This is a genomic window from Sagittula salina (assembly GCF_017813235.1).
In the GTDB taxonomy this organism is placed as follows: Bacteria; Pseudomonadota; Alphaproteobacteria; order Rhodobacterales; family Rhodobacteraceae; genus Sagittula; species Sagittula salina.
Map to the genome: position 1 here is coordinate 1 of NZ_JAGISH010000017.1, position 23,593 is coordinate 23,593.

A 23,593-nucleotide genomic window follows, 5' to 3' on the forward strand; every position below is an offset into this window, starting at 1 on the left:
TTGCCCGCCTCAAGGACTGGCGCCGCATCGCCACCCGCTACGACAGATGCGGCGAACTCTTCCTCTCCGCAATCTGCATCGCCGCAACTGTCATGTTCTGGTTGTGCGTCCTGACCCTAGGTTGGGGGGCTCATGTGCCCCAGCTACCATGCTGGGTTCACGAGATGAATCCCCCCCTTTGGGTTTGTGTCACAGAGCCGGTTTTGGAGGCCAAGTAGTTCAGGACCAAGTTCCCGAAGAAGATGCCGACTCACCGATAGTTTGGGGGATAACTTTCCAGGAGTTGCACCCAACGTGCGGCCTGTAATTTTTTGCCGACTTGTTCTGTGATAATATCCCAGCGCTCCGATACATTCCGTAGAGCGGTCTCCGGCTCGGTACGCCCCTGCAGGGCCAACTGAAGCCAGGTTCCGAGGATCTCGAAGTATTCGCTACGCCGGGAAAGATAAAGATCCGGAATGGGCGCGCGCATGGCTTTCCTGTGTTCAGCCAGAAAGGAGGCCCCATAGGCTTCCACGATTCTCGGATCGTTGTAGTGTTCGTTGCGGAATGGATCGAAGTATCCTTCAACGGCCGCAACGGCGTCTGCCGATGGGCCTGGAGAAACAGCAAAATCACAGAATGCGAAAGCCAGTTCGGGCACCGGCGTATTGCGTGCGACTACGTAACTCCAACCCCAATTGAAGTAGGCCATAGGGGCGCCCTGTTTGCCCGGCAATGGCCCGTGCCTGACGCGCCCGCGCATTCCTGCTCCGGGTTTATGAATGCTCTTTTGAGTGCCGCCCCAACCGATGTTCGCATAGATATCCCCCTTATTGTAGCGACGCCAGTTTTCGAACAGACCGAGGTCGGACCCGGTCAGGTGGGCACTGGATGCCTTCATCTCCACCAAAGCCTCCACTCCTGCATTCAGGTGCAGCGTTGACACAGCGTCCTGTGCGAAAGGATGCCCGCCATTGGCGTGAAGGCGCGCCCACCATTCCCAAACCGAGTACCCCGCCGAGCGGAAGAGGCATCCACCAAAACGACCCTCATCCGGCCGATGGAAGAACGACATCTGCCGGTCAAGTTCCTCCCAGGTGAGGGGAACCGAAAGTACGCGGCCGAACATATCCTCGTATCGCTTCTGCTCATCCGGGTCTTCCAGCATGCCGGCGTGATAGAACATCAAGTAGACGTCGCCATCTGTCTGAAAACCCCACAGGCGTCCATCATACCACCCGCCCGGTCCTGCTTCTTCTAGGCTTTCGGAAACGTTTGCGAAGGTATCGAGAGGAAGGATCGCATCATTTTCTGACAAGTCTGGAATGCCAAAGGTGGCGGGCAGTGCGACATCGACCTCTAGCCTCGGCGCGATACTTTCCAGCGTCAGGGTGGAATTGATACTGTCCACATCGGTGACGATCATCTCGCAGTCGCCCCCGAATTCCCCAGTGAACCGGGCGATCACGGGACTCACGTTGGCCTGAGAGCCATTCGGAACCAGAATGCGCAATGGGCGCCCGAGCTGTTTTGCTTGATGTCGGAGAGAGCCCGCGCGGGCGTCCAGCGGTGCGCATGTGAGAGACGCTCCGGCCGTGGCGAGAAAGGTTCGTCGGTTGAACATGAGGCTGTACCTTCGGTGGCCCGTTCAGCCACTATGCTGACCATCCGTTAAGAACGTTTTAAACCTTGCCCCTTATCGCCGTTCAGTAGTCGAGTAGAGGGGGGTCGCAGATGCCCGCGCCTTGGAAGGGATCACTGCTGTTCAAACTGAGAGCTTTGATCGCAGCTTGTCTGGTCCTCTCGGTCGTCGGCCTTTACATAAAGAACAATCAACTCCGCGCAACGGAGCTTCGCGCAAGACACCTCGTGCAACAAACAGAACCGGTTACCGAGGTAACACGACGGGTACCCGCGTTGATCGAGCGTTTGAATTCCTATTCCCGGTTGGTTCCCAGCGCATTTACCGAGGTTGGGCTGGAAGACGCAGAGCGCGGCCTGGCGGGGATAGATGCTTTGCGCTCGGATGGCCTTTTGTCGGACGAAGACTGGACTGAATTGAACCTGCTGCTCTCCCTTCAGGAGGAAATCGTATCTTTTCGAATCGAAATACAGGCGCGCGTCACTCTGGAATCCCAGAGGCTTGATGAAATCGCATGGATGTTGAGCTCGGAACAGGCCAGTCTTCTCGCGGGAGTAAACCGCGAGACTTTTGATGCTGCCGCTGCACGGGGCAAAATCAGTTACGCATTCGAGCTTGCAGCGATAAACGCCTCCATCGCCCAGGCGGCCTTGGCCACTCGAGATCTCCAGAATGCCGATTGGGATCAAGCTATTCGCATAAAGCCCACGCTCCTGGGGGAAATCAATGTTATCGCGACTCATTTGGCGCGCACCGGAAACTCAGGAACACGGTCGCAAATAGCCCGCGACCTCTTTGACTTCAAGCAGGCGATGTTCGATGGCGGCGGAATTTTCGACTCATTCTCGCATTTGGGCCGCTTGGCGGATAAAGCGGACGTAGCGCGCCTGAAGGTTGAGAGGATTATCACCGATCTCACGCTGAAGGCGAATCAGTTGCAGCGCACTGCTGTCGAGAACTTTCAGTCTCTTGCAGTTCGAAATCAGGAAGTTTCTGCAAATATTAGGCTTCTCGATCTATTCGTGACACTGGGCATCGGAATTGGCGGCATATTCGCTTTATGGGGGTTGATCGAAACCAAGCTATTCACCCGAATCGAACGATTGGTCGGCCATGTACGCTCGGTTTCCGAAGGTATAACGTCCACTCCTATTCCTGCTCTTGCCGATGACGAGATGGGCGAACTGGAGACCGCCGTCGAGAAGGCCCGCCTTGCTCAGCGCGATATTTGTACGCTGCACCGCAAGATCGCGGCCATTCTGAAGAACGCTCCCTGCGGCATCGCCACACTGGATGCCGAAGGGGGTATCGAAACTGCGAACGACGCCCTTGGCAAGATGTTCGGCCATACCCCGCGAGAGGTTGGGGAACAAAGCATTTTTGATCTGCTGGCTGTTCCTCACGAAAGCGATTGCACCATGCTTCCGAGTACCGGTGGTTCGGTGTATAAACGAGAGCACCATGTCGGTCCTCTGGGCGACAAAGCCTTGATCCTCGAGGTGGCCATTCGACGGCTCGATAGCGAAGATCAGTCACTGTTCATTGCAACTTTTTTGGATGTAACAGTGCGAATCGCCGCTCAGACAACACTTCAAGATGCTTTGACCGACGTGCGGCGTCACCGCGAAGAACTTGAAAGGTCCAACAAGGATCTTGACCAATTCGCCTATGCCGCGTCGCACGACCTGAAGGCTCCCTTGCGGGTAATTCGTAATGGCCTGCGATGGATTGAACAAGACCTCGGCGAAAACTTGGATGCCGAGGTGAAGGCGAACCTGACTCTAGTCCAGGGCCGAGCCGTGAGAATGGAGAGATTGCTGGAAGACCTACTGACCTATTCACGGATCGGCCGTATGGAGGAGACGCCTGTAAAGGTATCCGGCGCAGAGCTGCTCGAAGACGTTGTCGGCCTCTGTGATTTGCCGCCGGGTTTTAAGGTGGAAGTGGGAGAATCCATGAATACGCTTGTAGTCGACTTGATGCCTCTGAAGAATATATTCCTGAATCTGATATCGAATGCGATAAAGCATCACGATAGAGATTCGGGAGTTATTCGAATTTCAGTTACGATAGGTGAAGAAAATACAAACCTCTTTGAAGTTGCGGATGACGGCCCCGGTATTCCCGTTGAATTTCACGAGCGCGTCACCCAGATGTTCACAACCTTGAAGCCACGTGACCAGGTAGAAGGCAGCGGTATGGGGCTTGCGTTCGTGAAACGACAAATTGACGTCAAAGGTGGGACTTTACGGATAGAATCTGGCGAGGGGCGTGGCGCCGCCATTCGTTTCACATGGCCCAAAGACATTGCTCTTCGTAATCGTTCATGCGGCAAATGGGCGTTGTTTCCGCCCCCCGATGGCCATGGGTTCACAGCGTGAAACCAAAAGGTTTTACGAGGTGCATGAGCAAATCGTCACCCGCCCGCTGCCGCACGACGTACTAGGGTCAGGACCGGCGCTGTTGCACAAATCAGTTGATGACCGCAGTTCCCCTTTCCCCGGACACACTTATCCCAGGGCCACGGTGACCGGGATGCCGAGGGCAGTGAAGCGGTTCATGACCGCCGAACGGATCTGAACTTTGGCAACCTGGCGATCGAAGTCGCGGGACATCAGCCTCTGTCCGAACAGCTTCACGCAGTTCATTTTCGTCTCCACCCTGCTTCGTCGGTGGTAGCCGCTCCAGTTCCGCCGCAGCGTCCGGCCAAGATGCTGTGACGTCCTCAGGATCTCGTTCCGCGCCCGGGCTCCTGCAGTGTCCGGCTTCCAGGGCCTCGCGATGCGGCAGGGCGGGATGATTGCTGCCGCACCTCGGCCGGCGACGGTGTCCTGGCAGGCGCGCGTGTCGCAGGCACCGTCCGCTGTCACGGTGGCGATCTCCTGATCCGGAGGGATCCGGGCAAGCAGGTCCGGCAGCATCGGCGCGTCCACTGCCCGGCAGGCGCACGCGCAGCGTGCTGCCGGGAGGGGCCGACATTGCTGGAGGTGACCTCGACCGCCCGGATCTCCAACGTTCCTCATTGATCCCGAGGTGGATCTTGGGCCAGACCCGCCGCTTGGGACCACCATGCTTGCGGGCGTGCCACTCACCTTCACCCTCGACCTTGATGCCAGTGCTGTCCACTGCCCGGCAGTGCGTCACGCAGTGATGTCACGGAAGGGATCAACAGGTGCAGCGGGCCCTTCGACCCTCGGTAGGGTATGTTCACGGCCAGCGTCTTCTGACGACGGCACAAGGTGCTGAAGTCGGGCACCTGCCAGTCCAACCCAACTAAACGAAACAAGCTTTCAACGAAGTCCGTGGTTTGCCGCAGCAGCAGGCCAAACAGGACTTTCAGGGTCAGACAGGTCTGAATGGCGGCGTCGCTGAATTGCTGCTGCCGACCGCGTTTGCCGCTCGGTGGAGCTCTGTTGCACAAACCCCTTGAGGGATTCATCTCGTGAATCCAGCATGGTAGCTGGGATGCATGAGCAGACCAACACCACCGGCCTACAAGACCAGGAACTGGCCAGCCTATAACGAGGCGCTGAAGCGCCGAGGCTCGCTGACGATCCCCTGACCGGCAGGGCATTCCGAAGGAATGTCCCGAGAGGTTGGTTCGACCCCGAGATGAGCTGGGATGCCGTGCCGAGAGGCAGGCGTGGCCGCCAGCAGAGCTACAGTGATGCCGCCATCCAGACGTGCCTGACGTTGAAGGTTCTATTCGGCATGGCGCTGCGACAGACGACCGGCACCGTCGAGAGCCTATCACGTCTGGTTGGACTCGACTGGACGGTGCCTGACTTCAGCACGCTGAGCCGCCGCCAGAAGACGCTGGCCGTGAACATCCCCTACCGAGGGTCGAAGGGCCCGCTGCAGCTGCTGATCCCTTCCGTGACATCACTGCGTGACGCACTGCCGGGCAGTGGACAGCACTGGCATCAAGGTCGAGGGTGAAGGTGAGTGGCACGCCCGCAAGCATGGTGGTCCCAAGCGGCGGGTCTGGCGCAAGATCCACCTCGGGATTGACGAGGAACGTTGGAGATCCGGGCGGTCGAGTTCGCCGGAAGCCACATTGGTGATGCGCCAGTGCTGCCCGATCTGCTGAACCAGATCCCGGCGGACGAGGTGATCGGCAACGTCACCGCAGACGGTGCCTATGATACCCGCAAATGCCACGACGCCATCGCTGACCGCGGGGCGAATGCCGTCATCCCGCCCCGAAAGAATGCAAAACCCTGGAAGGCCGTCACCGGCGGTGCGGCCGCTCGAAACGAGGCCCTGCGTGCCTCCAGATACCTTGGTCGCGCGATCTGGCGAAACTGGAGCGGATACCATCGCCGAAGCCGCGTCGAAACGAAGATGCATTGCGTGAAGCGGCTGGGGCAGCGGCGCATGGCAAGGAACTTCGACCGCCAAGTCGCCGAACTTCAGGTCCGCATCGCCGTCATGAACGGCTACACCGCGCTTGGCATCCCTGTCACAGAGGCTGTTGGATGAGTCTGTCCCGGGAAAGGAGAACCTCGGCTATCACCCGATTTGTGCAACAGAGCCCTACGACAGCCACAATCAACTCCGAATACATCTCGCGGATTTCATGGCTGCTTACAACTTCGCCACAAGGCTCAAGACCTTCAGCGGGCTCACGCCCCACGAATACATCTGCAAAGCCTGGACTTCAGAGCCGGACAGATTCATCCTTGATCCGATCCACCAGATGCCGGGACTGAACACCTAGGACCAATGCGCCCGGGGAGCGGTGCCCATTGTGACCGCCCGTAGGGGTGCATCAAATCAGGTACTGCGGCGCAGGATGAGGCCCGGTTCGATGAGGCGGTGTTCGGGAACTGTCCGGCCTTCGATCCGGGACAACAGCGCGGCGGCGGCAAGCTCGCCGATCTGAGTGCCGTGCTGGTCCATGCTGGACAGGCCGATCAGGGGCAGGGCTGCGGTGGGAGTGTCATCATAACCGATGATGGCGAGGTCTTCGGGCACGTTGATGCCCCGTGCGGCGGCCTTGTTGATCAGTTCCACCGCGGCGATGTCGCTCCAGCAGAAGACCGCCGGGGGTCTGTCCGGCGACTCCAGAAGCGCGTCGATAGTTCCGTCGGGCTGGGCAAAGCGTTCCTTCTGTCGCCAGAACCGGATGCGATCCGCAAGTCCGGCGGCGACCATGGCATCGCGGTAGCCGTATTCGCGTTCGCGGTAGACGTTCTGGGCCGCATTCTCTTCGGGCATGGAGATCATGTGAACGTCCTTGTGCCCGCGTGTCAGCAGGGCTTCAACGGCGATCCGCGCTCCGCGCCGGTCGTCCGAGTTCACCGTGTCAAAAAGTGCTGCGGTGGGTTCATGATGTCCGATCACCACCATGGGCAGGCGCTGCGCGTGGCGGGCGAGCCGATCCCCGGACAGCCGGGGCGCCACCAGCAGCAACCCGTCCATGCGCATGTCGACCATCGAATCGATCAGCGACTGTTCGATCTTGGCGCGTGCCTCGCCGACACCCATCAGCGCCTTGTAGTTCGCTTTGCCCAGTGTGCGCTGCACGCCGTCGATTACCGACGGCAGGAAGGGGTTGCGAAGCTCCACCAACAGGACGCCCACCGTGTAGGTGCGTCCACGCATTCCGCGCGCTGCGGTGCTTGGCCGGTAATCGAGCTTTTCGATGGATTTCTGGACCTTGTCCCGTAGGCCGTCGCTCACTCCGTAGGCGTTCCGCAGCACCTTCGACACGGCGGCGACGGAAACCCCTGCATCTGCGGCGACGGTTCGAATGGTCGCCCGGGCGGGCGTTGTGGTGCCTGACTTGCTCATACGTCCCCCGGCCGCTTTCACTGTCCAGGGAAAATACGCGAAGTTTCTCTTGATTTGCAATCCGTCTTGTAGAACAGTCTACGTAGAACGTTATACGCGCTGCAGCGCAGAATACTGCGAGGGTGCGAAGGGAGGACGTCATGGCGCTTGATCAGGAACGCGGCCCGTTGGCCGCGAACGATGAATTGCACAGCAGGGACTGGATTGCGCGATTGATCGCGCCGAGCGTGGACAAGGGGGCGGAGACGCGGGCCAGCTACGCCGCATCCACCTTCTCTGTGGATGAGGGTGGGCCTGCGGTCCTTCATATTTCCGCGCTAGGGCTCTACCGCGCGTTCATCAATGGCAAACGGGTGGGCGCCGATGTTCTGACGCCCGGCTGGACCTGCTATGACGACCGGATCGCCTATCAGACCTACGACATCACCGACCTTGTCGAGGCCGGAGAGAACCGGATCGAGATCTGGCTCGGTGATGGTTGGTACCGCTCGCGGCTGATGTGGCGCGACATGGCCTTTGCCAACGTTTGGGGCGACCGGATCGCCGCGCTGGCCGAGATCGTGTCGGGCGGGAAAGTCGTCTGCCGAACCGATGCCAGCTGGAAAAGCGGCCTGCTGCCGATCACCAGGACCGGCATCTACTACGGCGAAGATCACGACGCACGGCTTGCGCTGGAGGACACCGGCGGCGTCGAGGAACTGCCCACAGACGCTGGCCTCTTTGTCGCGCATGAATGCGGCGCTGTGAAGGAGCTTGACCCGATCGCCCCGGTGCGCAGCTGGCAGGCGGAGGGCGCGACCATCCACGACTTTGGCCAGAACGCGGGCGGCTACGTGCGCTTGACGGCAAAGGGTGAGGCCGGTGCCAGAGTCATTGTCGATTTCGCCGAAGTTCTTGGCCCCGACGGGGAATTCGACAGGCGCAACTACCGCGCTGCCCGTGCCGCGCTGTGCTACACGTTGAACGGCGAGGGCGAGGAGACGTGGGCGCCGATGTTCACCTTCACGGGCTTTCGCTACGCACGGGTGCGCATCGAAGGGCAGGCACAGGTCATGCGGATCGCCTCTGTCCCGATCACCTCGGTTCCGGAGTTGGCGGCCGGCTTTGAATGCGGCGTGGCGGCGGTCAACCGGCTGGTGCTGAACACGATCTGGTCGCAGCGCGCGAATTTCATCGAGGTGCCCACCGACTGCCCGCAACGTGACGAGCGTATGGGCTGGACCGGCGATGCGCAGGTGTTCACCGGCACGGCGTGCTGGCTGGCCGACGCGGAGCGTTTCCTGCGCAAGTACATGCGCGACGTGATGCACGACCAGCGCCCCGACGGCGGGGTGCCGCATTTCTCGCCCGACCCGACCAACCGACCCGGGTCGCGTGCGCCGGGGGACTGGGCCGGGTCGACCGGCTGGGGCGACGTCATCACGGTCACGCCCTGGCAGCTCTACCTGCATTATGGCGATCAGGGCGTGCTTGAGGAATGCTTCCCGGCGATGCTGCACTGGCTGGATTACCTCTGGTCGATCTCCGACGGGCCGATCATCCATCCGCATTCCCACTGGGGCGAGAAGGGCTTTACCTTCGGTGACTGGCTACAGCCTGTCGGCGACAACCGCAAACCGCGTCCGACGATCAGCGACGACTGCGCGGCGACACTCTATCACTTCATTTCCACAGATCTGACGGCCCGCATCGCCCGCATCATCGGCGAGACCGAACAGGCCGAGCGGCTGGCAAAGCGTGGCGAGGTAATCCGCGCGGCTTTCGTGGCTGAGTACTTTTCGTCCACCGGGCGGCTGGCGCACAACGACCAGACCTCCTATGCGCTGGCCTTCCTCTACGACCTCGTGCCGGAGCAGCACTTCGAGGCGGCAAAATCCTATTTCCGCCGCGTTATCGAGGATGCGGACTACAAGATCGGCACCGGCTTTATCGGCACGCCCGCGCTGCTGCCCGCGCTGGCAAAGCTCGGGATGAGCGACCTGGCGGAGAAGGTCTTTCTCAATCGCGAGGTGCCCGGCTGGCTTTATCAGGTGGAGCAGGGAGCCACGACGATCTGGGAACGCTGGGACGCCATCAGCCCGGACGGCACGATCTATGAACCGACGATGAACAGCTACAACCACTACGCCTACGGCGCGGTCTGCCAGTTCCTTTTCGAGAATGTCGCGGGAGTGCAACCGGTGGCGGAGCATCCCGGCTTTGACCGGGTACGGCTGGCGCCCACGGTGCTGCCGGAGCTGGGCCATGTCACCATGTGGCATGCCTGCCGTCACGGCCGGATCGAGGCCGCATGGCGGCTCGACGGCAATCGCGTGACCTATACGGTCACACTGCCGCAAGGGGTCGAGGCCCGCGCGGATGCGGCTATCGGCGGCGGGACTTACGGCCCCGGCACGCACGAAATCACCTTCGATCTGCATTGAGGAGTGCAGCCCGAAGTCGATGAGACGCTCGAAGCAGACGGGCGAACAGGGAGGAAACCATGATTACCAGAATGACGACCAGCACCGCCATCGCGCTCGTACTCACGGCGAACGGAGCCATGGCGCAGGAACTCACGTTCCTGGTGGACGCCAGCGCGGATTCGGTCGCCGTGGCCGAGGCGCTGACCAAGGCCTATTCGGAGAAGCACCCCGAGATCACTTTTGACATCGAAACACGTCCTGGCGGTGGCGAAGGCGACAATATCATCAAAACGCGCCTCGCCACGGGCGAGATGGCGGACCTGTTCAACTACAACTCCGGTTCGTTGCTTCAGGCGCTGCGCCCGCACCGCACCTTGCTGCCCGTGGATGACCTGCCGAATTTCGGTCTGATCAACGAGGCCTACGCCTCGACGGTGCAGGGATCGGACGGCAAAACCTACGGCGTGCCATTCGAGACAGCGCAGGGCGGCGGGATCTATTACCACAAGCCCACATACGAACGGCTCGGGCTGGAGGTTCCGCTGACCTGGGAACAGTTCATGGCGAACAACGCCAAAATCGCTGCCGAGACGGACGCCGCACCCATCGCCCAGACCTACCGCGACACCTGGACCAGCCAGCTTCTGGTGCTGGCGGATTTCTATAATGTTCTGCAGCAAAAGCCCGACTTCGCCGACCTTTACACGCAGAACGAGGCCAAGTTCGCCGACACCCCGGAGGCGCAGCGTGGCTTCGAGAAGCTGCAAGAGGCCTATGACGCGGGCTATTTCAACAAGGACTTCGGCGCGGCGACCTACAATGACGGCGTGGCCATGGTGGCAAAAGGGGAGGCGGCGCATTACCCGATGCTGACCTTCGCGGTGGGGGTGTTCCAGCAGAACGTGCCGGACCTGATGGAGGATGTGGGCTTTTTCGCGCAGCCGGGAGATGACCCCGACGTCAACGGTCTGACACTGTGGATGCCGGCGTCGCTCTATGCGCCGAAGACAACGGAGTATCCCAAAATCGTCAAGGATTTCCAAAACTTCGTCGCCTCGACGCAGGGTTGCGACATTATCACGGCGACCATCGGTGCCACCGGCCCCTACCTGATCGACGGCTGCAAGCTGCCCGATGAGGTGCCCGGCATGGTCGCAGACATGCTGCCCTATTTCGAAGGAGAAGGCCGCACTGCTCCGGCGCTGGAATTCCTTTCCCCGGTGAAGGGGCCGGCGCTGGAACAGCTGACCGTGGAGGTCGGGTCGGGCATCCGTGATGCAGTCAGCGCCGCGGAACTCTATGACGCGGATGTCGCGAAGCAGGCGAAACAGCTGGGTCTCCCGAACTGGTAAGCCGCTCGCTTCGGGCAGGGCCCCGCCGATCGCCGGATCGCGGGGCCCGACAGACATCTGGAGACGGGCACCCAGAGTCGGAGGATCCTGGAGACAGGCTCCCTGAGACCGACACCCCATGCACTTAGACGCCTGACGACAGACCATCCGTCAGTGTCTATGCTCATTTCAAATAGAGGCCGGACGCCCCTCGACGGGTGTACCGCACCATCGGGCACCATGACGCGAAAATCCGCATATCCCTACTGGTTCTTCATTCCCGCCGGGGTGATCTTTGCCATCCTGTTCATCGTTCCGACGGTGGCATCCTTCTACTTTTCCCTGACATACTGGGACCCTTTCGAAGCGCGGTTTGCCGGCTGGGACAACTACGTGCAGTTCTTCTCCGAGCCGTTCCTGGTGCGGGGCGTCCTGAACACGCTGTTCTTCGCCTTCCTGACATCGGCGCTGAAGACCGGTCTGGGACTCTTGCTTGCCGTGCTGCTGACCTCCGGGATCTTTGCGCAGGGCTTCCTGCGGTCGGTGGTCTTCTTCCCGGTGCTGGTCTCCACCATCGGCGTGGGTCTGTTATTCCAGGAACTGATGCATCCGACGCAGGGTGCCATCAATGTGGCGCTTGCCGCCATTGGCATTGACGGGCCCGGCTGGCTGGTCAATCCAAAACTGGCGCTGTTTTCTGTGGCGCTGGTGGATGTCTGGCGCGGCGTTGGTCTGGCCACGTTGATCTACATCGCCGGGCTGTCGACCATCGGTCCGGAATACTACGAGGCGGCCCGCATCGACGGCGCGACCCGCTGGCAGCAGTTCTGGCGCGTGACTGTGCCACTTGTACGCCCCGCCACCAACACGGTGATCGTGCTTTCCCTGATCGGAGGGTTGCGCCTGTTCGACCTGATCTGGGCGATGACGCGCGGCGGGCCGGGCTTTTCCTCGGATGTTCTGGCCTCGGTGATCTACAAGCAGTACCAGGCGGGGTTCTGGGGTCTTTCCACCGCCGGAAACGTGATCCTTTTCCTGATGATCGCCGCCATCGTTGCGCCTCTGGCATGGTGGCTGAACCGCAGGGAACTCGAAGCATGACCGACCGTAGCCTTACCGCCCGCAATTACGCCATGGGTGTCGTGGCCCTCCTCTTGGCATTCGTCGTCTTCATCGTGCCCTTCCTCTTCGTGGCGATCAACGCGATGAAAACGGCGCCGGACGCGGCGCAGCTTGACTTCTCGCTGCCCGAGCGCTGGGTCTTCTGGGAAAACGTCGTCACCACCGTGCAGACCCGCGACTACGCGCTGTTGCTGGCCTACTGGAACTCCACGCTCATCACTGTCTGCGCTATCACGATCCTGGTGATCTTTGGCGCCATGGTGGGCTTCGTCATCCAGCGCCGTCCCTCGCCGGTCAGCCGTTTTGTCTACGTTCTGATCCTGTCGGGGCTGATGATCCCGCCCGCCGTGGTGCCGACGATCTGGGTGCTTCAGGGCATCAACCTGTTCAAGACGCTGCAGGGCATGATCCTGATCCAGGTGGCCTACGGGCTGGGCTTTACCGTGCTGCTGTTCCGTGCCTTCATCGCCACCATCCCGCGCGAGCTGGACGAGGCCGCGATCATTGACGGTGCAAAGCCGTGGCAGGTCTTCTTCAGGGTGGTGCTGCCGCTTCTGAAGCCGGTGACGGTGACGGTGATCGTCGTGCAGTCGATCTCCATCTTCAACGATTTTACCCACCCGCTCTATTATTTGCCGGGGCGGGACAACGTCACGGTGCAGCTGACGCTCTATAACTTTCAGAGCCAGTTCGCGAGCCAGAACAACCTGCTGTTCATGAACATCCTGCTCATCACGATCCCACCGCTGATCGTCTTCGTCTTCTTCAACCGCCAGATCGTCGCCGGCATGACCTCCGGCGCAGTCAAAGGATAATCGCCCATGGCCCGTGTCGTCCTCCGCAACCTCCGCAAGAGCTTCGGTGCGCTCGAAGTCATCAAGGGCGTGGACCTGGAGATCGAGGATGGCGAGTTCTGCGTCTTCGTCGGTCCCTCGGGCTGTGGCAAGTCCACGCTGTTGCGGATGATCTCTGGCCTTGAACCGCATACCTCCGGTGCGATCGAGATCGGCGGGCGGGACGTCTCCGGCGCGGAGCCGTCAGAGCGCGGCATCGCCATGGTGTTCCAGAACTACGCGCTCTATCCGCACCTTACGGTGCGCGAAAACATCGGCTTCGGCCTGTCGCTGGCCCGCGTCCCCAAGGAAGAGCGCAACCGCAAGGTCGACGCCGTGGCTGAGGTTCTGCAACTCGGCCCCTACCTCGACCGCAAGCCCAAGGCGCTGTCGGGCGGCCAGCGCCAGCGGGTGGCCATCGGGCGCGCCATCGTCCGCGACCCTGAGGTCTTTCTCTTCGACGAGCCGCTGTCCAACCTCGATGCCGCCCTGCGCAGCCAGATGCGCATCGAGCTGACGGAACTGCACGAACGGCTTGGCTCGACCATGGTCTACGTCACCCACGATCAGGTGGAGGCGATGACCATGGCGGACAAGATCGTGGTGCTCAACGGCGGAAGGATCGAGCAGGTCGGTACGCCGATGGAACTGTATGAAAGCCCCGCGACGCCCTTTGTTGCGGGCTTCATCGGTTCGCCGCAGATGAACCTGTTCGAGGGTGGAGCGGCACGAACGATGGGTTGCGACGTTTACGGTATCCGGCCGGAGCACCTGACGATTTCAGATGGCGCGGGACAATGGGTGGGCCGGGTGCGCCATGTGGAGCGGCTGGGGGCGGATACCATCGTGCACCTGGATGTTCCCGACCTTGGCCCGCTGGTGGCGCGGGTGGACGGCGGGCTGACCTACGCCATAGGCCAGCAGGTCCACGCCAGTCCCGATCCGGAGCGCGCTTTCAAGTACCGGGGTTGATCGAGGCCGGACCCGCCGCAGGGGGGCTTCCCTTTCCGGTCAGGCATGCTTCGGCGTCACGCCTCCGGGTGGATGCCAAAATATAAAAGGTATTTGTCGATTGCTCTGGCAATGACCAACTCGGGATTGTCGGGGCCGGGCAGCCCATAGATATGTGTGCGGATGCCGATGTAGACGATCCCGCCGTGCAGGTTCCAGATGTCGTCCAGTCCCGGCCGGTTGCCGTTGGTCGCCAGCGCCTCCGTTTCTGCCAGTATCGGACGGAGAATCACTCCCCCGAGGTGTTCGAGGTAACGGTGGTTCAGTGCCGCGCCAGCCAGCCCGGAGAACATGAAGATCCGCATCCATGCACGTTCAAAGATCAGCGCGCTGTATTGCGTGTAGAAGGCAAGCAGGCGCGCGCGCAGTGGTACCGATCTGTCGGTAAGGCGTTCTGGCCAATCGGGTGACAGGCGGTCGAGGTAGACCCGTTCGTAAACCGCCTCCAACAGGTCATCCTTGGTTGCGAAGTATTTGAAAAGCAGCGATTGCGTGACGCCGAGGCGCTTCGCCAACTGGCGCGTGTTTCCCTCCAGCCCGACCTCGGCGAAGAAGCGCACGGCCTCCTCCACGATCTGGGCGCGCCGCTCTTGTGGCGGCAGGCGGCGGCGGGGTCCGCCATCGTCGCACTGTGGTTTCCCGCGTTCCATTGGGTCGCCCATACTCTGATTTCTCGCGGCAGCAATACCCAGTTTTTTCTTGAAAGGCTCGCCTTTTTATAGATCATGCGATCAACAAGGGTGAGCAACTGATCAATAGCGCCGATCGGGCGTCGCGCACCGGAGATGGGGAGGAGATTGCCATGAAGGCTTCGGCGGGCGGCTATGCCCGGGCGAACGACGTGCCGCACGCGCTGCAACTGCTGGCCTTAGCTGGTGCGGCGGGGCGTATTCTGGCTGGTGGGCAAAGCCTGGTCGCGGCAATGAACATGCGGCTCTCGGACGGCGACATGCTGGTGGATATCACGCGTATCGGGGCATTGCGTGGCGTGACAGACACCGGTGATAGCCTGCACATCGGCGCGCTGACCCGGCATGCGGAGGTGGGAACCGATCCCCTGATCCGGACCCACGCACCACTGTTGACAGAAGCGGTTCACCATATTGCCCATGCTGCGATCCGCAATCGGGGCACCATCGGCGGAGCGCTGGCACATGCCGATCCGGCGGCGGAATTTCCTGCCTGCGCCGTGGCGCTGGGCGCGGTGATCCACGCGGAGGGGCCCGAGGGCGCGCGTCAGATCCTGGCGGAGGACTTCTTTGAGGGAGTGTTTACAACCGCTTTGGCAGAAAACGAGATTCTCACGGCCATTTCCGTGCCCAAGGCTGACGCCGCAGAGACCCAGATCATGGAGGAAGTGGCGCGGCGCGGGGGCGATTACGCATTGACGGGGCTGTGCCTCGTGCGGCGGGCGGCGGGGCACCGGGTTGCAGTCTTCTCTGCCGGCCCGGCGCCAGTGCTCGCACGCGCTGCAATGGCAGCGCTGGATGCAGGCGATATCGACGGCGCGGTGGCGGCCCTGCAAGCCGAGCTGGATCCTCCCTCGGACACGCAGGCCAGCGCGGGTTATCGCAGACATATCGCGGGCGTTTTGCTGCGTCGCGCAGTGGAACGAAGCGGAGGGCAGGGAGCATGACGCTGGCATTCTCGGACAGGATCGACGTGGCGCTCGTGGTGAACGGCGAACCGGTGGAGGCGCGCGTGCCGGCAGGGCAGCACCTGGTGGATTTCCTGCGGCTGGAGCTCGGGCTGACGGGGGCGCATGCCTCTTGTGAGCACGGTGTCTGCGGAGCCTGCACGGTGCGCGTCGACGGGCAGGCGGTGCGCGGTTGCCTGATGCTGGCCGCGCAGGCGGACGGGGCGGATGTCTGGACCGTGGAGGGCCTGACTGAGGCGGGTGGTAGCGCCGATTTGCAGGCTGCCTTTGTGGATCGGAACGCTTTGCAATGCGGGTTCTGTACGCCGGGCATGATCGTCGCGGCAGAGGATCTGCTGGCACGAGGCGGCGTGCCCGCGCGTGCGGAAATCCGCGCGCACCTGTCCGGCAATTACTGCCGCTGCACGGGCTACGAGGCCATAGTCGATGCGGTGGAGCAGGTGGCGCGGACGCGCGCCGGAAAGGGCACGGCATGACAATCCGTTTCGACAATCCCGACCGCCCCAATTCCTACATCGGCAAGACCGTGCCCCGCCCGAACGCGCGCAAGCTGGTTGAAGGGCGCGGACGCTACGTGGACGATATAGTCCTGCCGCGCATGGTGCATGTGGCCTTTGTCCGCTCGCCGCTGGCCCATGCCCGCATCGAGGGCATAGACGCCGCGGCGGCGACGGGGGTGAAGGGCGTGCTGCGCGTCTTTACCGGTGCCGATCTGGCTGCGGTCTGCACGCCTTGGGTGGGGGTGCTGGCACACCTGAAGGGGCTGAAGTCCCCGCCTCAGAATGCGCTGGCGGTGGATCGCGCCTGCTGGGTCGGAGAGGCCGTGGCAGCGGTGGTCGCGACGAGCCGCGCGGCGGCAGAGGAAGGCGCTGCGCTGGTCGAGGTCGATTACGACCCGCTGCCTGCCGTCACCGACACGATGAGTGCACTCGACGCCGATACTCCTGTGATTCACCCGGGCTTGGGGGACAACCTGGCCTTCCGCCGCCTGCACGAGGAAGGCGACGTCGAGGCGGCCATGGCTTCGGCGCACAAGGTGGTATCGGCGCGCTTCCGAACGGCGCGCCATACCGGCGTCACGCCGGAGCCACGCTCGATCCTCGTCGACTGGAACCCGGCCGAGAGCCAATTGACCGCGTGGCATGCAACGCAGGCGCCGCACATGATGCAGTCGGTGCTGGCCGAGCACCTCGATATTCCCGAAAGCCGCGTCCGGGTGATCTGCGGCGATGTCGGCGGCTCCTACGGGATCAAGGTGCACGTCTACCCCGACGAGGTCGCGACGGCCGCCATCGCCAAGGTCATGGGCCGCCCGGTGAAGTTCATCGCCGACCGGCTGGAGAGTTTCACCACCGACATCCACGCCCGCGACCACGAGATCGAAGCAAAGATCGCCGTTGCCAAGGACGGCAAGATCCTGGCCATCGATGTGGATGACTGGACCGGAATCGGCCCCTATTCGGTCTATCCGCGCACTTCGGCCATCGAGGGCAATCAGGTGGTGAACCTATGCGGCGGACCCTACGATTTCGCCAATTACCGGGCGCGCACCACGGTGGTCTTCCAGAACAAGACGCCGACCTGCCAGTACCGCGCGGTGGGGCACCCCATCGCCGTGGCGATCACCGAAGGGCTGGTGGACATGGCCGCCGCCGCCATCGGGATGGATCCTGTCGAGATCCGCCGTCGCAACATGTACGCCGACGATGCCTACCCGGTGACGTCGCCGGCAAAGATGCGGTTCGAAGGGTTGTCACATCACGCCTCGATGGACAAGCTCCTGACGCTGATGGATTACGACGCGCTGCGCGCAGATCAGGCAGAAGCGATGAAGCGGGGGAAGCGACGCGGCATCGGCATCGCGTCGTTCATCGAGCTGACTAACCCGTCCCCCTTCATGTATGGCATCGGCGGGGCACGGATTTCCGCGCAAGACGGCTGCACAGTGCGCATGGACCCCGACGGATCGGTCGTCGCCCTCTCGGGCGTGACCGAGCAAGGTCAAGGCACCGAAGCGATGCTGAGCCAGGTCGTAGCCGAAGGTGTGGGCGTGACCCCGGAAAAGGTGCGCGTCATCACCGGCGATACGCAGGTGACGCCTTACGGAGGCGGCACCTGGGCCTCGCGCGGGGCGGGCATCGGCGGGGAGGCGGCGCTGCAGGCCGCGCGCGCGCTGCGACACTCCATACTGGAGGTCGCGGGTGCGATGCTGCAGGCGGATGCGGGTTCCCTGGATATCCGGGACGGGCAGGTGGTGAACGCCGACACCGGCGCGGCGCGCCTGCCGTTGGAGGAACTCGGCCGCATCGTCTACTTCCGCGGTGACACACTGCCCAAGGGCCTGCCCCGCGAGCTGGTGCAGACGCGGCATTTCATCACCATGGATTATCCCTTTGCCTTCACCAACGGGGTGCAGGCCTCCTACATCGAGGTCGATACAGACACCGGCGTTGTCACCCTGCTGAAGCACTGGTGCGTGGAGGACTGCGGCCGGGTGATCAACCCGCAACTGGTCGACGAGCAGATCCGCGGCGGTATCGTGCAGGGCCTGGGCGGCGCGCTCTACGAGGAAATCCACTACGACACGGACGGGCAGCTGCTGAACGGGTCGATGGCCGATTACCTGGTGCCCATGGCGGCAGAGATGCCCGACATGGTTATCGGGCACGTGGAGACACCCACGCTGGAAAGCGACCTGGGCGCCAAGGGCGCGGGCGAAGCAGGCACCGCCGGGGCGCCCGCCGCAGTGATGAACGCCATAAACGACGCGCTGCGCCCGCTGGGGGCGCAGGTCACGGAAATGCCCTTTACCCCGGAACGCATCCTGCGCGCGCTGGGGACGATCACGGACTGACGAAACGAACGGGGGCGCGGAGGAGGCGCCCTCCCACAGGGAGGACTGGACATGAAACTGACTGCCATCACCACCGCGGGGGCGTTGCTTCTGAGCGGCGCGGCCTTCGCGCAGCAGACGATCACCGTCAATATCGGCTCATCGCACCCGGAGGCCAACATCTGGGTCTACGCGATGAAGAACACCTTCCAGCCGGAAGTGAACCGCATCCTCGCGGAGAACGGCAACGCATACCAGGTGAACTGGGTCGAGAACTACGCCGGCACGCTCTACAAGTTCACCGACACGCGCGAGGCGGTCATGGACGGCATCGTCGATGTCGGCATGGTCGGCACGGTCTGGGAGGGGGCCAATATGCCGCTCCAGAACGTGACCTACTTCACGCCCTTCGCCACCGAGGACCACCGCATGATCATCGAGATCTTCGATGAGCTGTCCGAGAGCCTGCCCGAATTGAAAAACAGCTGGGCGGAGAACGGCATGGTGCACCTCAGCTCGCTGATCACCGACAGCTACGACATCTACGCCACCTTCCCGGTGAACACGATGGCCGACCTGCAGAACCGCAAGCTGAACGCGCCGGGCACATCGGCCAACTGGCTGCGCGAGACCGGGGCGACGCCGGTCGATGGCGCGCTGACCACCTATTACACGAACATCCAGACCGGCGTGACCGAAGGCACGCTGTCCTTTGCTTCGGGCATCCTGCCGACCCGCGTCTACGAGGTCGCCCCCGAACTGACCCGCGTCGGCATCGGGTCGATGTATTTCGGCGGGCTGGCGGCCAACAAGGACTTTTTCGACGGGCTGCCGGAGCCGGTGCAGCAGGCCTTCCGTGAGGCTGCGGGGGCGACTTCGATTGCGCACGGGGACTACGTGGGCGATCTGGCGGCGCGCGCCCTGGACGAAATGCAAGCGGCAGGTCTGACCATCCACCAACTGCCGGATGAGGAAAAGACCAAATGGGTGACCGGCCTGCCGAACATTGTGGAACCCTGGCTGGAGCAGACCGGTGAAGACGGCAAGACCGTGCTGAAGGCCTACTTCAACGCCCTGCGCGAACGAGGCGTCACACCGCTGAGGAATTGGGACGACGGTCTCTGATACGAGCGTGACAGGCTGGCCGCCGCCCGGCACGCTGTGGCCGGGCGGCGGCCCATTGGACGGCAGGGACGGGGCATGAGCGAAGAAACTTCGGCAGAATACGAAAGCGGGTTCGTCCCGTCCTTTTCGGAGGCGCCGCTGGGCGCGGTACTCGGCAGCTTTGCGGCAGCGATGTCGGCGGTCGGCACCGCAGCCATCGGCGCGCTCATGCTGTTGATCGTGGCCGACGTGATTGGCCGTAACTTCCTCGATCTGCCAATCACCGGGGTGTCGGAGATCGCCGCGCGGACGGTTGTGGCCATTGTCTTTCTTCAGGTGCCAGCGGCGATCCTGCAGCGCCGCCTGACCCGGGCCGATTTCCTTATCCGCAGGATAGAGCGCGCCTCCCCCGCCACCGTCGCCGGGATCGAGGCGATCTGTTGCCTCGCGGGGGCGGTGATCTTTGCGCTGGTCCTCTGGGCGTCGTGGCCGAAGTTCACCCAGAGCTGGAGCACCGCGGAGTTCTTTGGCGTTCAGGGGGTCTGGACGATTCCGACATGGCCATTTCGCGGCATCACCGTGTTGGGCGCCGCGATTGCTGTCCTGGCGGCTCTTTACCGCGCTGGAATGGAAAGCCGCAGCATTGGGGACCTGCGATGACCACGCTCGCTTTCGGATTCGTTCTGATCGGTCTGCTTGTGTTGCTGGTTCTTCTCGGAATGCAGATTGCCTATGCGCTGTTCGGGGTTGCCTTCATCGGTATCTGGCTGATCCGCGAGAATATCGGTCTGGCTTTCCGGATGCTCGAACTCACTGCGTATTCCGGGATCGCCGACTACCTATTTGCCACCATCCCGCTCTTTGTGCTGATGGGACTGCTGGTCAGCGTGTCCAATGTCGGTCGCGACACTTTCGAGGTGGCCGAGGAACTGTTGCGCCGGATGGTCTGCGGGCTGGGAGTGGCGACCGTGGCGGCGAACACGATCTTTGCCGCCGTGACCGGCGTCTCCATCGCGTCGGCGGCGGTCTTTACCCGCGTCGCCGTGCCGGAAATGACGCGCCACGGTTACCGGCCGGCCTTTTCGGCGGGTACGGTGGCGGGGTCTTCGGTTCTGGGAATGCTGATCCCGCCAAGCCTGCTGCTGATCATCTACGGTGTGCTGGCCGAAGTATCGATTGGCGGCATGTTCATCGCGGGTATCGTTCCGGGACTGATGCTGGCGGGCGGTTTCGTCGCCATGCTGATCGTACTGACGATGGTTTTTCCCGGTGTCGTTCTGACCGACCCCGAAGGCGCCCGCACCCGTAGACTTGACCGTGACTTCAGGCCGATGCCGCTGGACCGCATGATCCTGAAACTGATCCCCATCATTCTTCTTGTGGTCCTTGTGCTTGGTGGGCTTTACACCGGGTTCTTCACCCCGACCGAAGCAGGCGGCGTCGGTGCCTTCGGCGCGCTCGTGGTCGCGCTTTCGCGCCGCAGCCTCGACCGGCACAAGCTTTGGCAGGTGATGAAACAGACCGGAGTGATCTCCGTTTCGATCCTGCTTCTGTTGATTGCGGCGTCCTTCTATTCGCGGATGCTGGCCATCGCCGGGCTGCCCAATGCCATCGCCGGCCTGGTAACCGGTTCCGGCTTCGGGCCGCTGGGGTTCCTGTTCTTTTACGCAGTGATCATCCTGTTGATGGGAATGATCCTCGACAGCACCTCGATCCTGCTCATCATGGTGCCAATCGCGGCACCTATCGCGCAGGGTATGGGGATCGATCTGATGCATTTTGGCATCGTCACCGTGATCGCCGTCGAGATCGGCCTGCTCACTCCGCCTTTCGGAATATCCGTTTTTACCGTCCACAATACGCTGAACGACCCGGATGTGTCGGTCGAGCAGATCTTTGCGGCCACGCTTCCCTTCATTGCCGTGATGCTGATCGTACTGATCACCGTGGCATTGCTGCCAGCCACGGTAACCGTGTTCCTCTAGCAAAGGATGAGGGCGGCCCCCTCCGGCGAAGTCGTCAACCGGCCTTGCGTTTGACGTATGTACCCGGCGCGGGGCCGAGGTCCATGGATGTGACCGTCCGCGCGGGGACCATGCCGCCGGAGCGCGGCGCCAACCATTCGTCCCACAGAGGCCACCAGGAGCCTTCGTGGAACTCCGCGTCCGCCAGCCAGTCATCGGCCGGGCGCAGGAGGTCGGGATTGGTGTAATGGCCGTACTTGCGTTTCGAGGGTGGGTTGACGATGCCGGCGATATGGCCTGATTGCGAGACGACAAAGGTCTTGTCCTTCGATCCCATCATCTGCACGCCCCGGTAGCAGTCTGTCCACGCGGCGATATGATCGGTCTGGGCCGTGACCGCCATGATCGGCACGCGCACATCCGCCACGGATAGCGTGCGTCCCATCAGCTCGAACCGCCCCTCGGCGAATTCGTTGCGCTGGCACAGCCTTCGCAGGTACTGCATCGTCATCCTCCCCGGCAGGTTGGTGCTGTCGCCGTTCCAGTAGAGCAGATCGAAGGCAGGCGGCGTCTCGCCCAGCATGTAACTGCGGATGGCGGGGCCGTAGACAAGGTCGTTTGACCGCAGGAAGGACATCGTGCGCGACATGACGCGGGCGGGCAGGAGTCCCGCGCGGCCGACCTCGATCTCGATCCCGTCGACGAAGTCATCCTGCAGGAAAGGTGTGAATTCACCTTGGTCGGAGAAGTCCGTCAGCGCGGTGAAGAGCGTGGCCGAGTTCACCGACGCATCCCCCGATTGCCTCAGCAGGGACAGGGTCATCGACAGGGTGGTGCCCGCGATGCAATAGCCCACCGCGTTGACATGAGGCTGGCCGGTGATCTCCTTCGCCGCCTCGATCCCTGCGAGGAAGCCATCGGTGATGTAGTCCTCCAGCCCGGCGTCCTTCAGCGTGTTGTCGGGGTTTACCCACGAGGCGACGAAGACGGTGTAACCCTGTTCCACCAGCCAGCGGATCAGGCTGTTCTGTGGCTTGAGGTCGAGGATATAGAATTTGTTGATCCAGGGTGGAAAGATCACCACCGGGATGGCGTGGACCTCATCAGTCGCGGGCGCATACTGAATCAGCTCCATCATCTTCGTGCGCAGGACGACCTGCCCCGGTGTGGTCGCGATGTTGTCGCCCACGGCAAAGGCGGTTTCGTCCACCAGCTTCACCAGCAGGGCACCATCGTTGGCTTCGAGATCACTCACGAGGTTCTCCAGCCCGGACAGCAGGCTTTCCCCCTCCGTTTCCACGGCGCGACGCAGCGCTTCGGGGTTGGAGCCGAGAAAGTTGTTGGGCGCCATCAGGTTGGCGATCTGGTCGGTAAAGTAGCGCAGGCGGCGTTTGTCGGCCTCGGGCAGGGTGTCGAGGTCGGCGACCGCAGCGCGCATGGCCTCCGCGGAAACCTTGTACTGCGACCTGAGATAGTTGAACCAGGGATTGCTGTCCCATTCCGGGTCGGCGAAACGCTTGTCCTTCATGGCTTTCTCGGGGCTATCATCCTCCTGAGGCGACAGCGCCCCCATCCATGCCCGGGTGGAGCCTTCCCAGAAGCCCAGCCCATGTCCCATCGCGCGGGCGGGCGACCGGGCCACCTGCTCCCACCACGCGGCAGCGGACTTTGCATAAAGGTCGGCGCCGGGACTTTCGATGCCGGGATTGGGGGCCTTGCGCCGCGACAAGGCCTGCATCAGCCGCACAGAGAGTTGCTGCAGGCGCTCCGCCGCCTCGCGGTTCTTTTGGCCAATCGACAGGTTCGTTGTTTCTTCGGTCATTGCCCCCTCCCAAGGGTGATGGTCGAGCGCCTCGCTCCTCACGGATGCGAGGATCCTGAACGCCTCTTTGGAAGGCACGCAGGTCTTGGGC

The 23,593-nt window shown here is 62.4% G+C and carries 16 protein-coding genes and 4 pseudogenes; 15 read left to right on the forward strand and 5 right to left on the reverse strand.

The features are described 5' to 3' along the window. A pseudogene (locus J5474_RS20065) lies at positions 1-104 on the forward strand (IS5/IS1182 family transposase); the annotation flags it as partial. 146 nt (positions 105-250) lie between these two features. On the opposite strand, the gene J5474_RS20070 reads toward J5474_RS20065, so the two are convergent. After that, the gene (locus J5474_RS20070; protein WP_209363434.1) at positions 251-1,408 is read right to left on the reverse strand and encodes an extracellular solute-binding protein; all 1,158 of its coding nucleotides are present in this window, start codon (positions 1,406-1,408) and stop codon (positions 251-253) included. 308 nt (positions 1,409-1,716) lie between these two features. On the opposite strand from J5474_RS20070, the gene J5474_RS20075 reads away from it, so the two are divergent. Continuing rightward, positions 1,717-4,005, forward strand: coding sequence for an ATP-binding protein (locus J5474_RS20075; RefSeq protein ID WP_209363436.1), 2,289 nt, complete (start codon positions 1,717-1,719; stop codon positions 4,003-4,005). Positions 4,006-4,134: 129 nt separating this feature from the next. Here the strand turns inward: J5474_RS20075 and J5474_RS20080 are convergent. Beyond that, positions 4,135-5,033, reverse strand: a pseudogene (locus J5474_RS20080) (IS5 family transposase); the annotation flags it as partial. 60 nt (positions 5,034-5,093) lie between these two features. On the opposite strand from J5474_RS20080, the pseudogene J5474_RS23025 reads away from it, so the two are divergent. Further along, positions 5,094-6,106, forward strand: a pseudogene (locus J5474_RS23025) (IS5 family transposase). 55 nt (positions 6,107-6,161) lie between these two features. Then, positions 6,162-6,344: pseudogene (locus J5474_RS20090) on the forward strand (IS481 family transposase); the annotation flags it as partial. Positions 6,345-6,400: 56 nt separating this feature from the next. Here J5474_RS20090 and J5474_RS20095 read toward each other — a convergent pair. Then, entirely contained in the window at positions 6,401-7,420 is a 1,020-nt protein-coding gene (locus J5474_RS20095) for a LacI family DNA-binding transcriptional regulator (RefSeq protein WP_209363438.1), read from the reverse strand. 140 nt (positions 7,421-7,560) lie between these two features. On the opposite strand from J5474_RS20095, the gene J5474_RS20100 reads away from it, so the two are divergent. The 5 genes from J5474_RS20100 (at position 7,561) to J5474_RS20120 (ending at position 14,083) form a co-directional block, all read left to right on the forward strand. Then, positions 7,561-9,843, forward strand: a complete 2,283-nt coding sequence (locus tag J5474_RS20100) for an alpha-L-rhamnosidase (protein ID WP_209363440.1) — start codon at positions 7,561-7,563, stop codon at positions 9,841-9,843. Positions 9,844-9,902: 59 nt separating this feature from the next. Next, the gene (locus J5474_RS20105; protein WP_209363442.1) at positions 9,903-11,177 is read left to right on the forward strand and encodes an ABC transporter substrate-binding protein; all 1,275 of its coding nucleotides are present in this window, start codon (positions 9,903-9,905) and stop codon (positions 11,175-11,177) included. A 219-nt stretch (positions 11,178-11,396) separates the two neighbouring features. After that, complete coding sequence (locus J5474_RS20110; RefSeq protein WP_209363445.1) at positions 11,397-12,257, forward strand: carbohydrate ABC transporter permease; 861 nt, start codon at positions 11,397-11,399, stop codon at positions 12,255-12,257. Then, positions 12,254-13,093 carry a carbohydrate ABC transporter permease gene (locus tag J5474_RS20115; RefSeq protein WP_209363447.1) on the forward strand — a complete coding sequence of 280 codons (840 nt, stop codon included), beginning with the start codon at positions 12,254-12,256 and terminating at the stop codon, positions 13,091-13,093. Before J5474_RS20110 ends, J5474_RS20115 begins: the two co-directional genes overlap by 4 nt. A gap of 6 nt (positions 13,094-13,099) precedes the next feature. Beyond that, on the forward strand, positions 13,100-14,083 hold the full coding sequence (locus J5474_RS20120) for an ABC transporter ATP-binding protein (protein WP_209363449.1): 984 nt from the start codon (positions 13,100-13,102) through the stop codon (positions 14,081-14,083). A 56-nt stretch (positions 14,084-14,139) separates the two neighbouring features. On the opposite strand, the gene J5474_RS20125 is transcribed toward J5474_RS20120, so the two are convergent. Next, positions 14,140-14,784, reverse strand: a complete 645-nt coding sequence (locus J5474_RS20125; RefSeq protein ID WP_245216615.1) for a TetR/AcrR family transcriptional regulator — start codon at positions 14,782-14,784, stop codon at positions 14,140-14,142. Positions 14,785-14,924: 140 nt separating this feature from the next. Between J5474_RS20125 and J5474_RS20130 the strand changes: the two genes are divergently transcribed. The 6 genes from J5474_RS20130 (at position 14,925) to J5474_RS20155 (ending at position 21,701) form a co-directional block, all read left to right on the forward strand. Further along, positions 14,925-15,758 carry an FAD binding domain-containing protein gene (locus tag J5474_RS20130; RefSeq protein WP_209363451.1) on the forward strand — a complete coding sequence of 278 codons (834 nt, stop codon included), beginning with the start codon at positions 14,925-14,927 and terminating at the stop codon, positions 15,756-15,758. Then, the gene (locus J5474_RS20135) at positions 15,755-16,255 is read left to right on the forward strand and encodes a (2Fe-2S)-binding protein (RefSeq protein ID WP_209363453.1); all 501 of its coding nucleotides are present in this window, start codon (positions 15,755-15,757) and stop codon (positions 16,253-16,255) included. Before J5474_RS20130 ends, J5474_RS20135 begins: the two co-directional genes overlap by 4 nt. Next, on the forward strand, positions 16,252-18,633 hold the full coding sequence (locus J5474_RS20140; RefSeq protein WP_209363455.1) for a xanthine dehydrogenase family protein molybdopterin-binding subunit: 2,382 nt from the start codon (positions 16,252-16,254) through the stop codon (positions 18,631-18,633). The genes J5474_RS20135 and J5474_RS20140 overlap by 4 nt, the downstream gene beginning before the upstream one ends. 51 nt (positions 18,634-18,684) lie before the next feature. Beyond that, on the forward strand, positions 18,685-19,737 hold the full coding sequence (locus J5474_RS20145; protein WP_209363457.1) for a C4-dicarboxylate TRAP transporter substrate-binding protein: 1,053 nt from the start codon (positions 18,685-18,687) through the stop codon (positions 19,735-19,737). Between the two features lie 75 nt (positions 19,738-19,812). Then, the gene (locus tag J5474_RS20150) at positions 19,813-20,376 is read left to right on the forward strand and encodes a TRAP transporter small permease subunit (protein ID WP_209363459.1); all 564 of its coding nucleotides are present in this window, start codon (positions 19,813-19,815) and stop codon (positions 20,374-20,376) included. Then, positions 20,373-21,701 carry a TRAP transporter large permease gene (locus J5474_RS20155; RefSeq protein ID WP_209363461.1) on the forward strand — a complete coding sequence of 443 codons (1,329 nt, stop codon included), beginning with the start codon at positions 20,373-20,375 and terminating at the stop codon, positions 21,699-21,701. Before J5474_RS20150 ends, J5474_RS20155 begins: the two co-directional genes overlap by 4 nt. A gap of 34 nt (positions 21,702-21,735) precedes the next feature. On the opposite strand, the gene J5474_RS20160 is transcribed toward J5474_RS20155, so the two are convergent. Continuing rightward, the gene (locus J5474_RS20160; protein ID WP_209363463.1) at positions 21,736-23,502 is read right to left on the reverse strand and encodes a PHA/PHB synthase family protein; all 1,767 of its coding nucleotides are present in this window, start codon (positions 23,500-23,502) and stop codon (positions 21,736-21,738) included. Between the last annotated feature and the right edge of the window lie 91 nt (positions 23,503-23,593).

What these genes read in the sequence shown, in the direction of transcription:
- J5474_RS20160 (WP_209363463.1), bottom strand. Translation starts at nt 23,502, where the DNA reads ATGACCGAAGAAACAACGAACCTGTCGATTGGCCAAAAGAACCGCGAG.
- J5474_RS20075 (WP_209363436.1), top strand. Translation starts at nt 1,717, where the DNA reads ATGCCCGCGCCTTGGAAGGGATCACTGCTGTTCAAACTGAGAGCTTTG.
- J5474_RS20120 (WP_209363449.1), top strand. Translation starts at nt 13,100, where the DNA reads ATGGCCCGTGTCGTCCTCCGCAACCTCCGCAAGAGCTTCGGTGCGCTC.
- J5474_RS20110 (WP_209363445.1), top strand. Translation starts at nt 11,397, where the DNA reads ATGACGCGAAAATCCGCATATCCCTACTGGTTCTTCATTCCCGCCGGG.
- J5474_RS20115 (WP_209363447.1), top strand. Translation starts at nt 12,254, where the DNA reads ATGACCGACCGTAGCCTTACCGCCCGCAATTACGCCATGGGTGTCGTG.
- J5474_RS20105 (WP_209363442.1), top strand. Translation starts at nt 9,903, where the DNA reads ATGATTACCAGAATGACGACCAGCACCGCCATCGCGCTCGTACTCACG.
- J5474_RS20150 (WP_209363459.1), top strand. Translation starts at nt 19,813, where the DNA reads ATGAGCGAAGAAACTTCGGCAGAATACGAAAGCGGGTTCGTCCCGTCC.
- J5474_RS20130 (WP_209363451.1), top strand. Translation starts at nt 14,925, where the DNA reads ATGAAGGCTTCGGCGGGCGGCTATGCCCGGGCGAACGACGTGCCGCAC.
- J5474_RS20070 (WP_209363434.1), bottom strand. Translation starts at nt 1,408, where the DNA reads ATGATCGTCACCGATGTGGACAGTATCAATTCCACCCTGACGCTGGAA.
- J5474_RS20100 (WP_209363440.1), top strand. Translation starts at nt 7,561, where the DNA reads ATGGCGCTTGATCAGGAACGCGGCCCGTTGGCCGCGAACGATGAATTG.
- J5474_RS20155 (WP_209363461.1), top strand. Translation starts at nt 20,373, where the DNA reads ATGACCACGCTCGCTTTCGGATTCGTTCTGATCGGTCTGCTTGTGTTG.
- J5474_RS20145 (WP_209363457.1), top strand. Translation starts at nt 18,685, where the DNA reads ATGAAACTGACTGCCATCACCACCGCGGGGGCGTTGCTTCTGAGCGGC.
- J5474_RS20095 (WP_209363438.1), bottom strand. Translation starts at nt 7,420, where the DNA reads ATGAGCAAGTCAGGCACCACAACGCCCGCCCGGGCGACCATTCGAACC.
- J5474_RS20140 (WP_209363455.1), top strand. Translation starts at nt 16,252, where the DNA reads ATGACAATCCGTTTCGACAATCCCGACCGCCCCAATTCCTACATCGGC.
- J5474_RS20125 (WP_245216615.1), bottom strand. Translation starts at nt 14,784, where the DNA reads ATGGGCGACCCAATGGAACGCGGGAAACCACAGTGCGACGATGGCGGA.
- J5474_RS20135 (WP_209363453.1), top strand. Translation starts at nt 15,755, where the DNA reads ATGACGCTGGCATTCTCGGACAGGATCGACGTGGCGCTCGTGGTGAAC.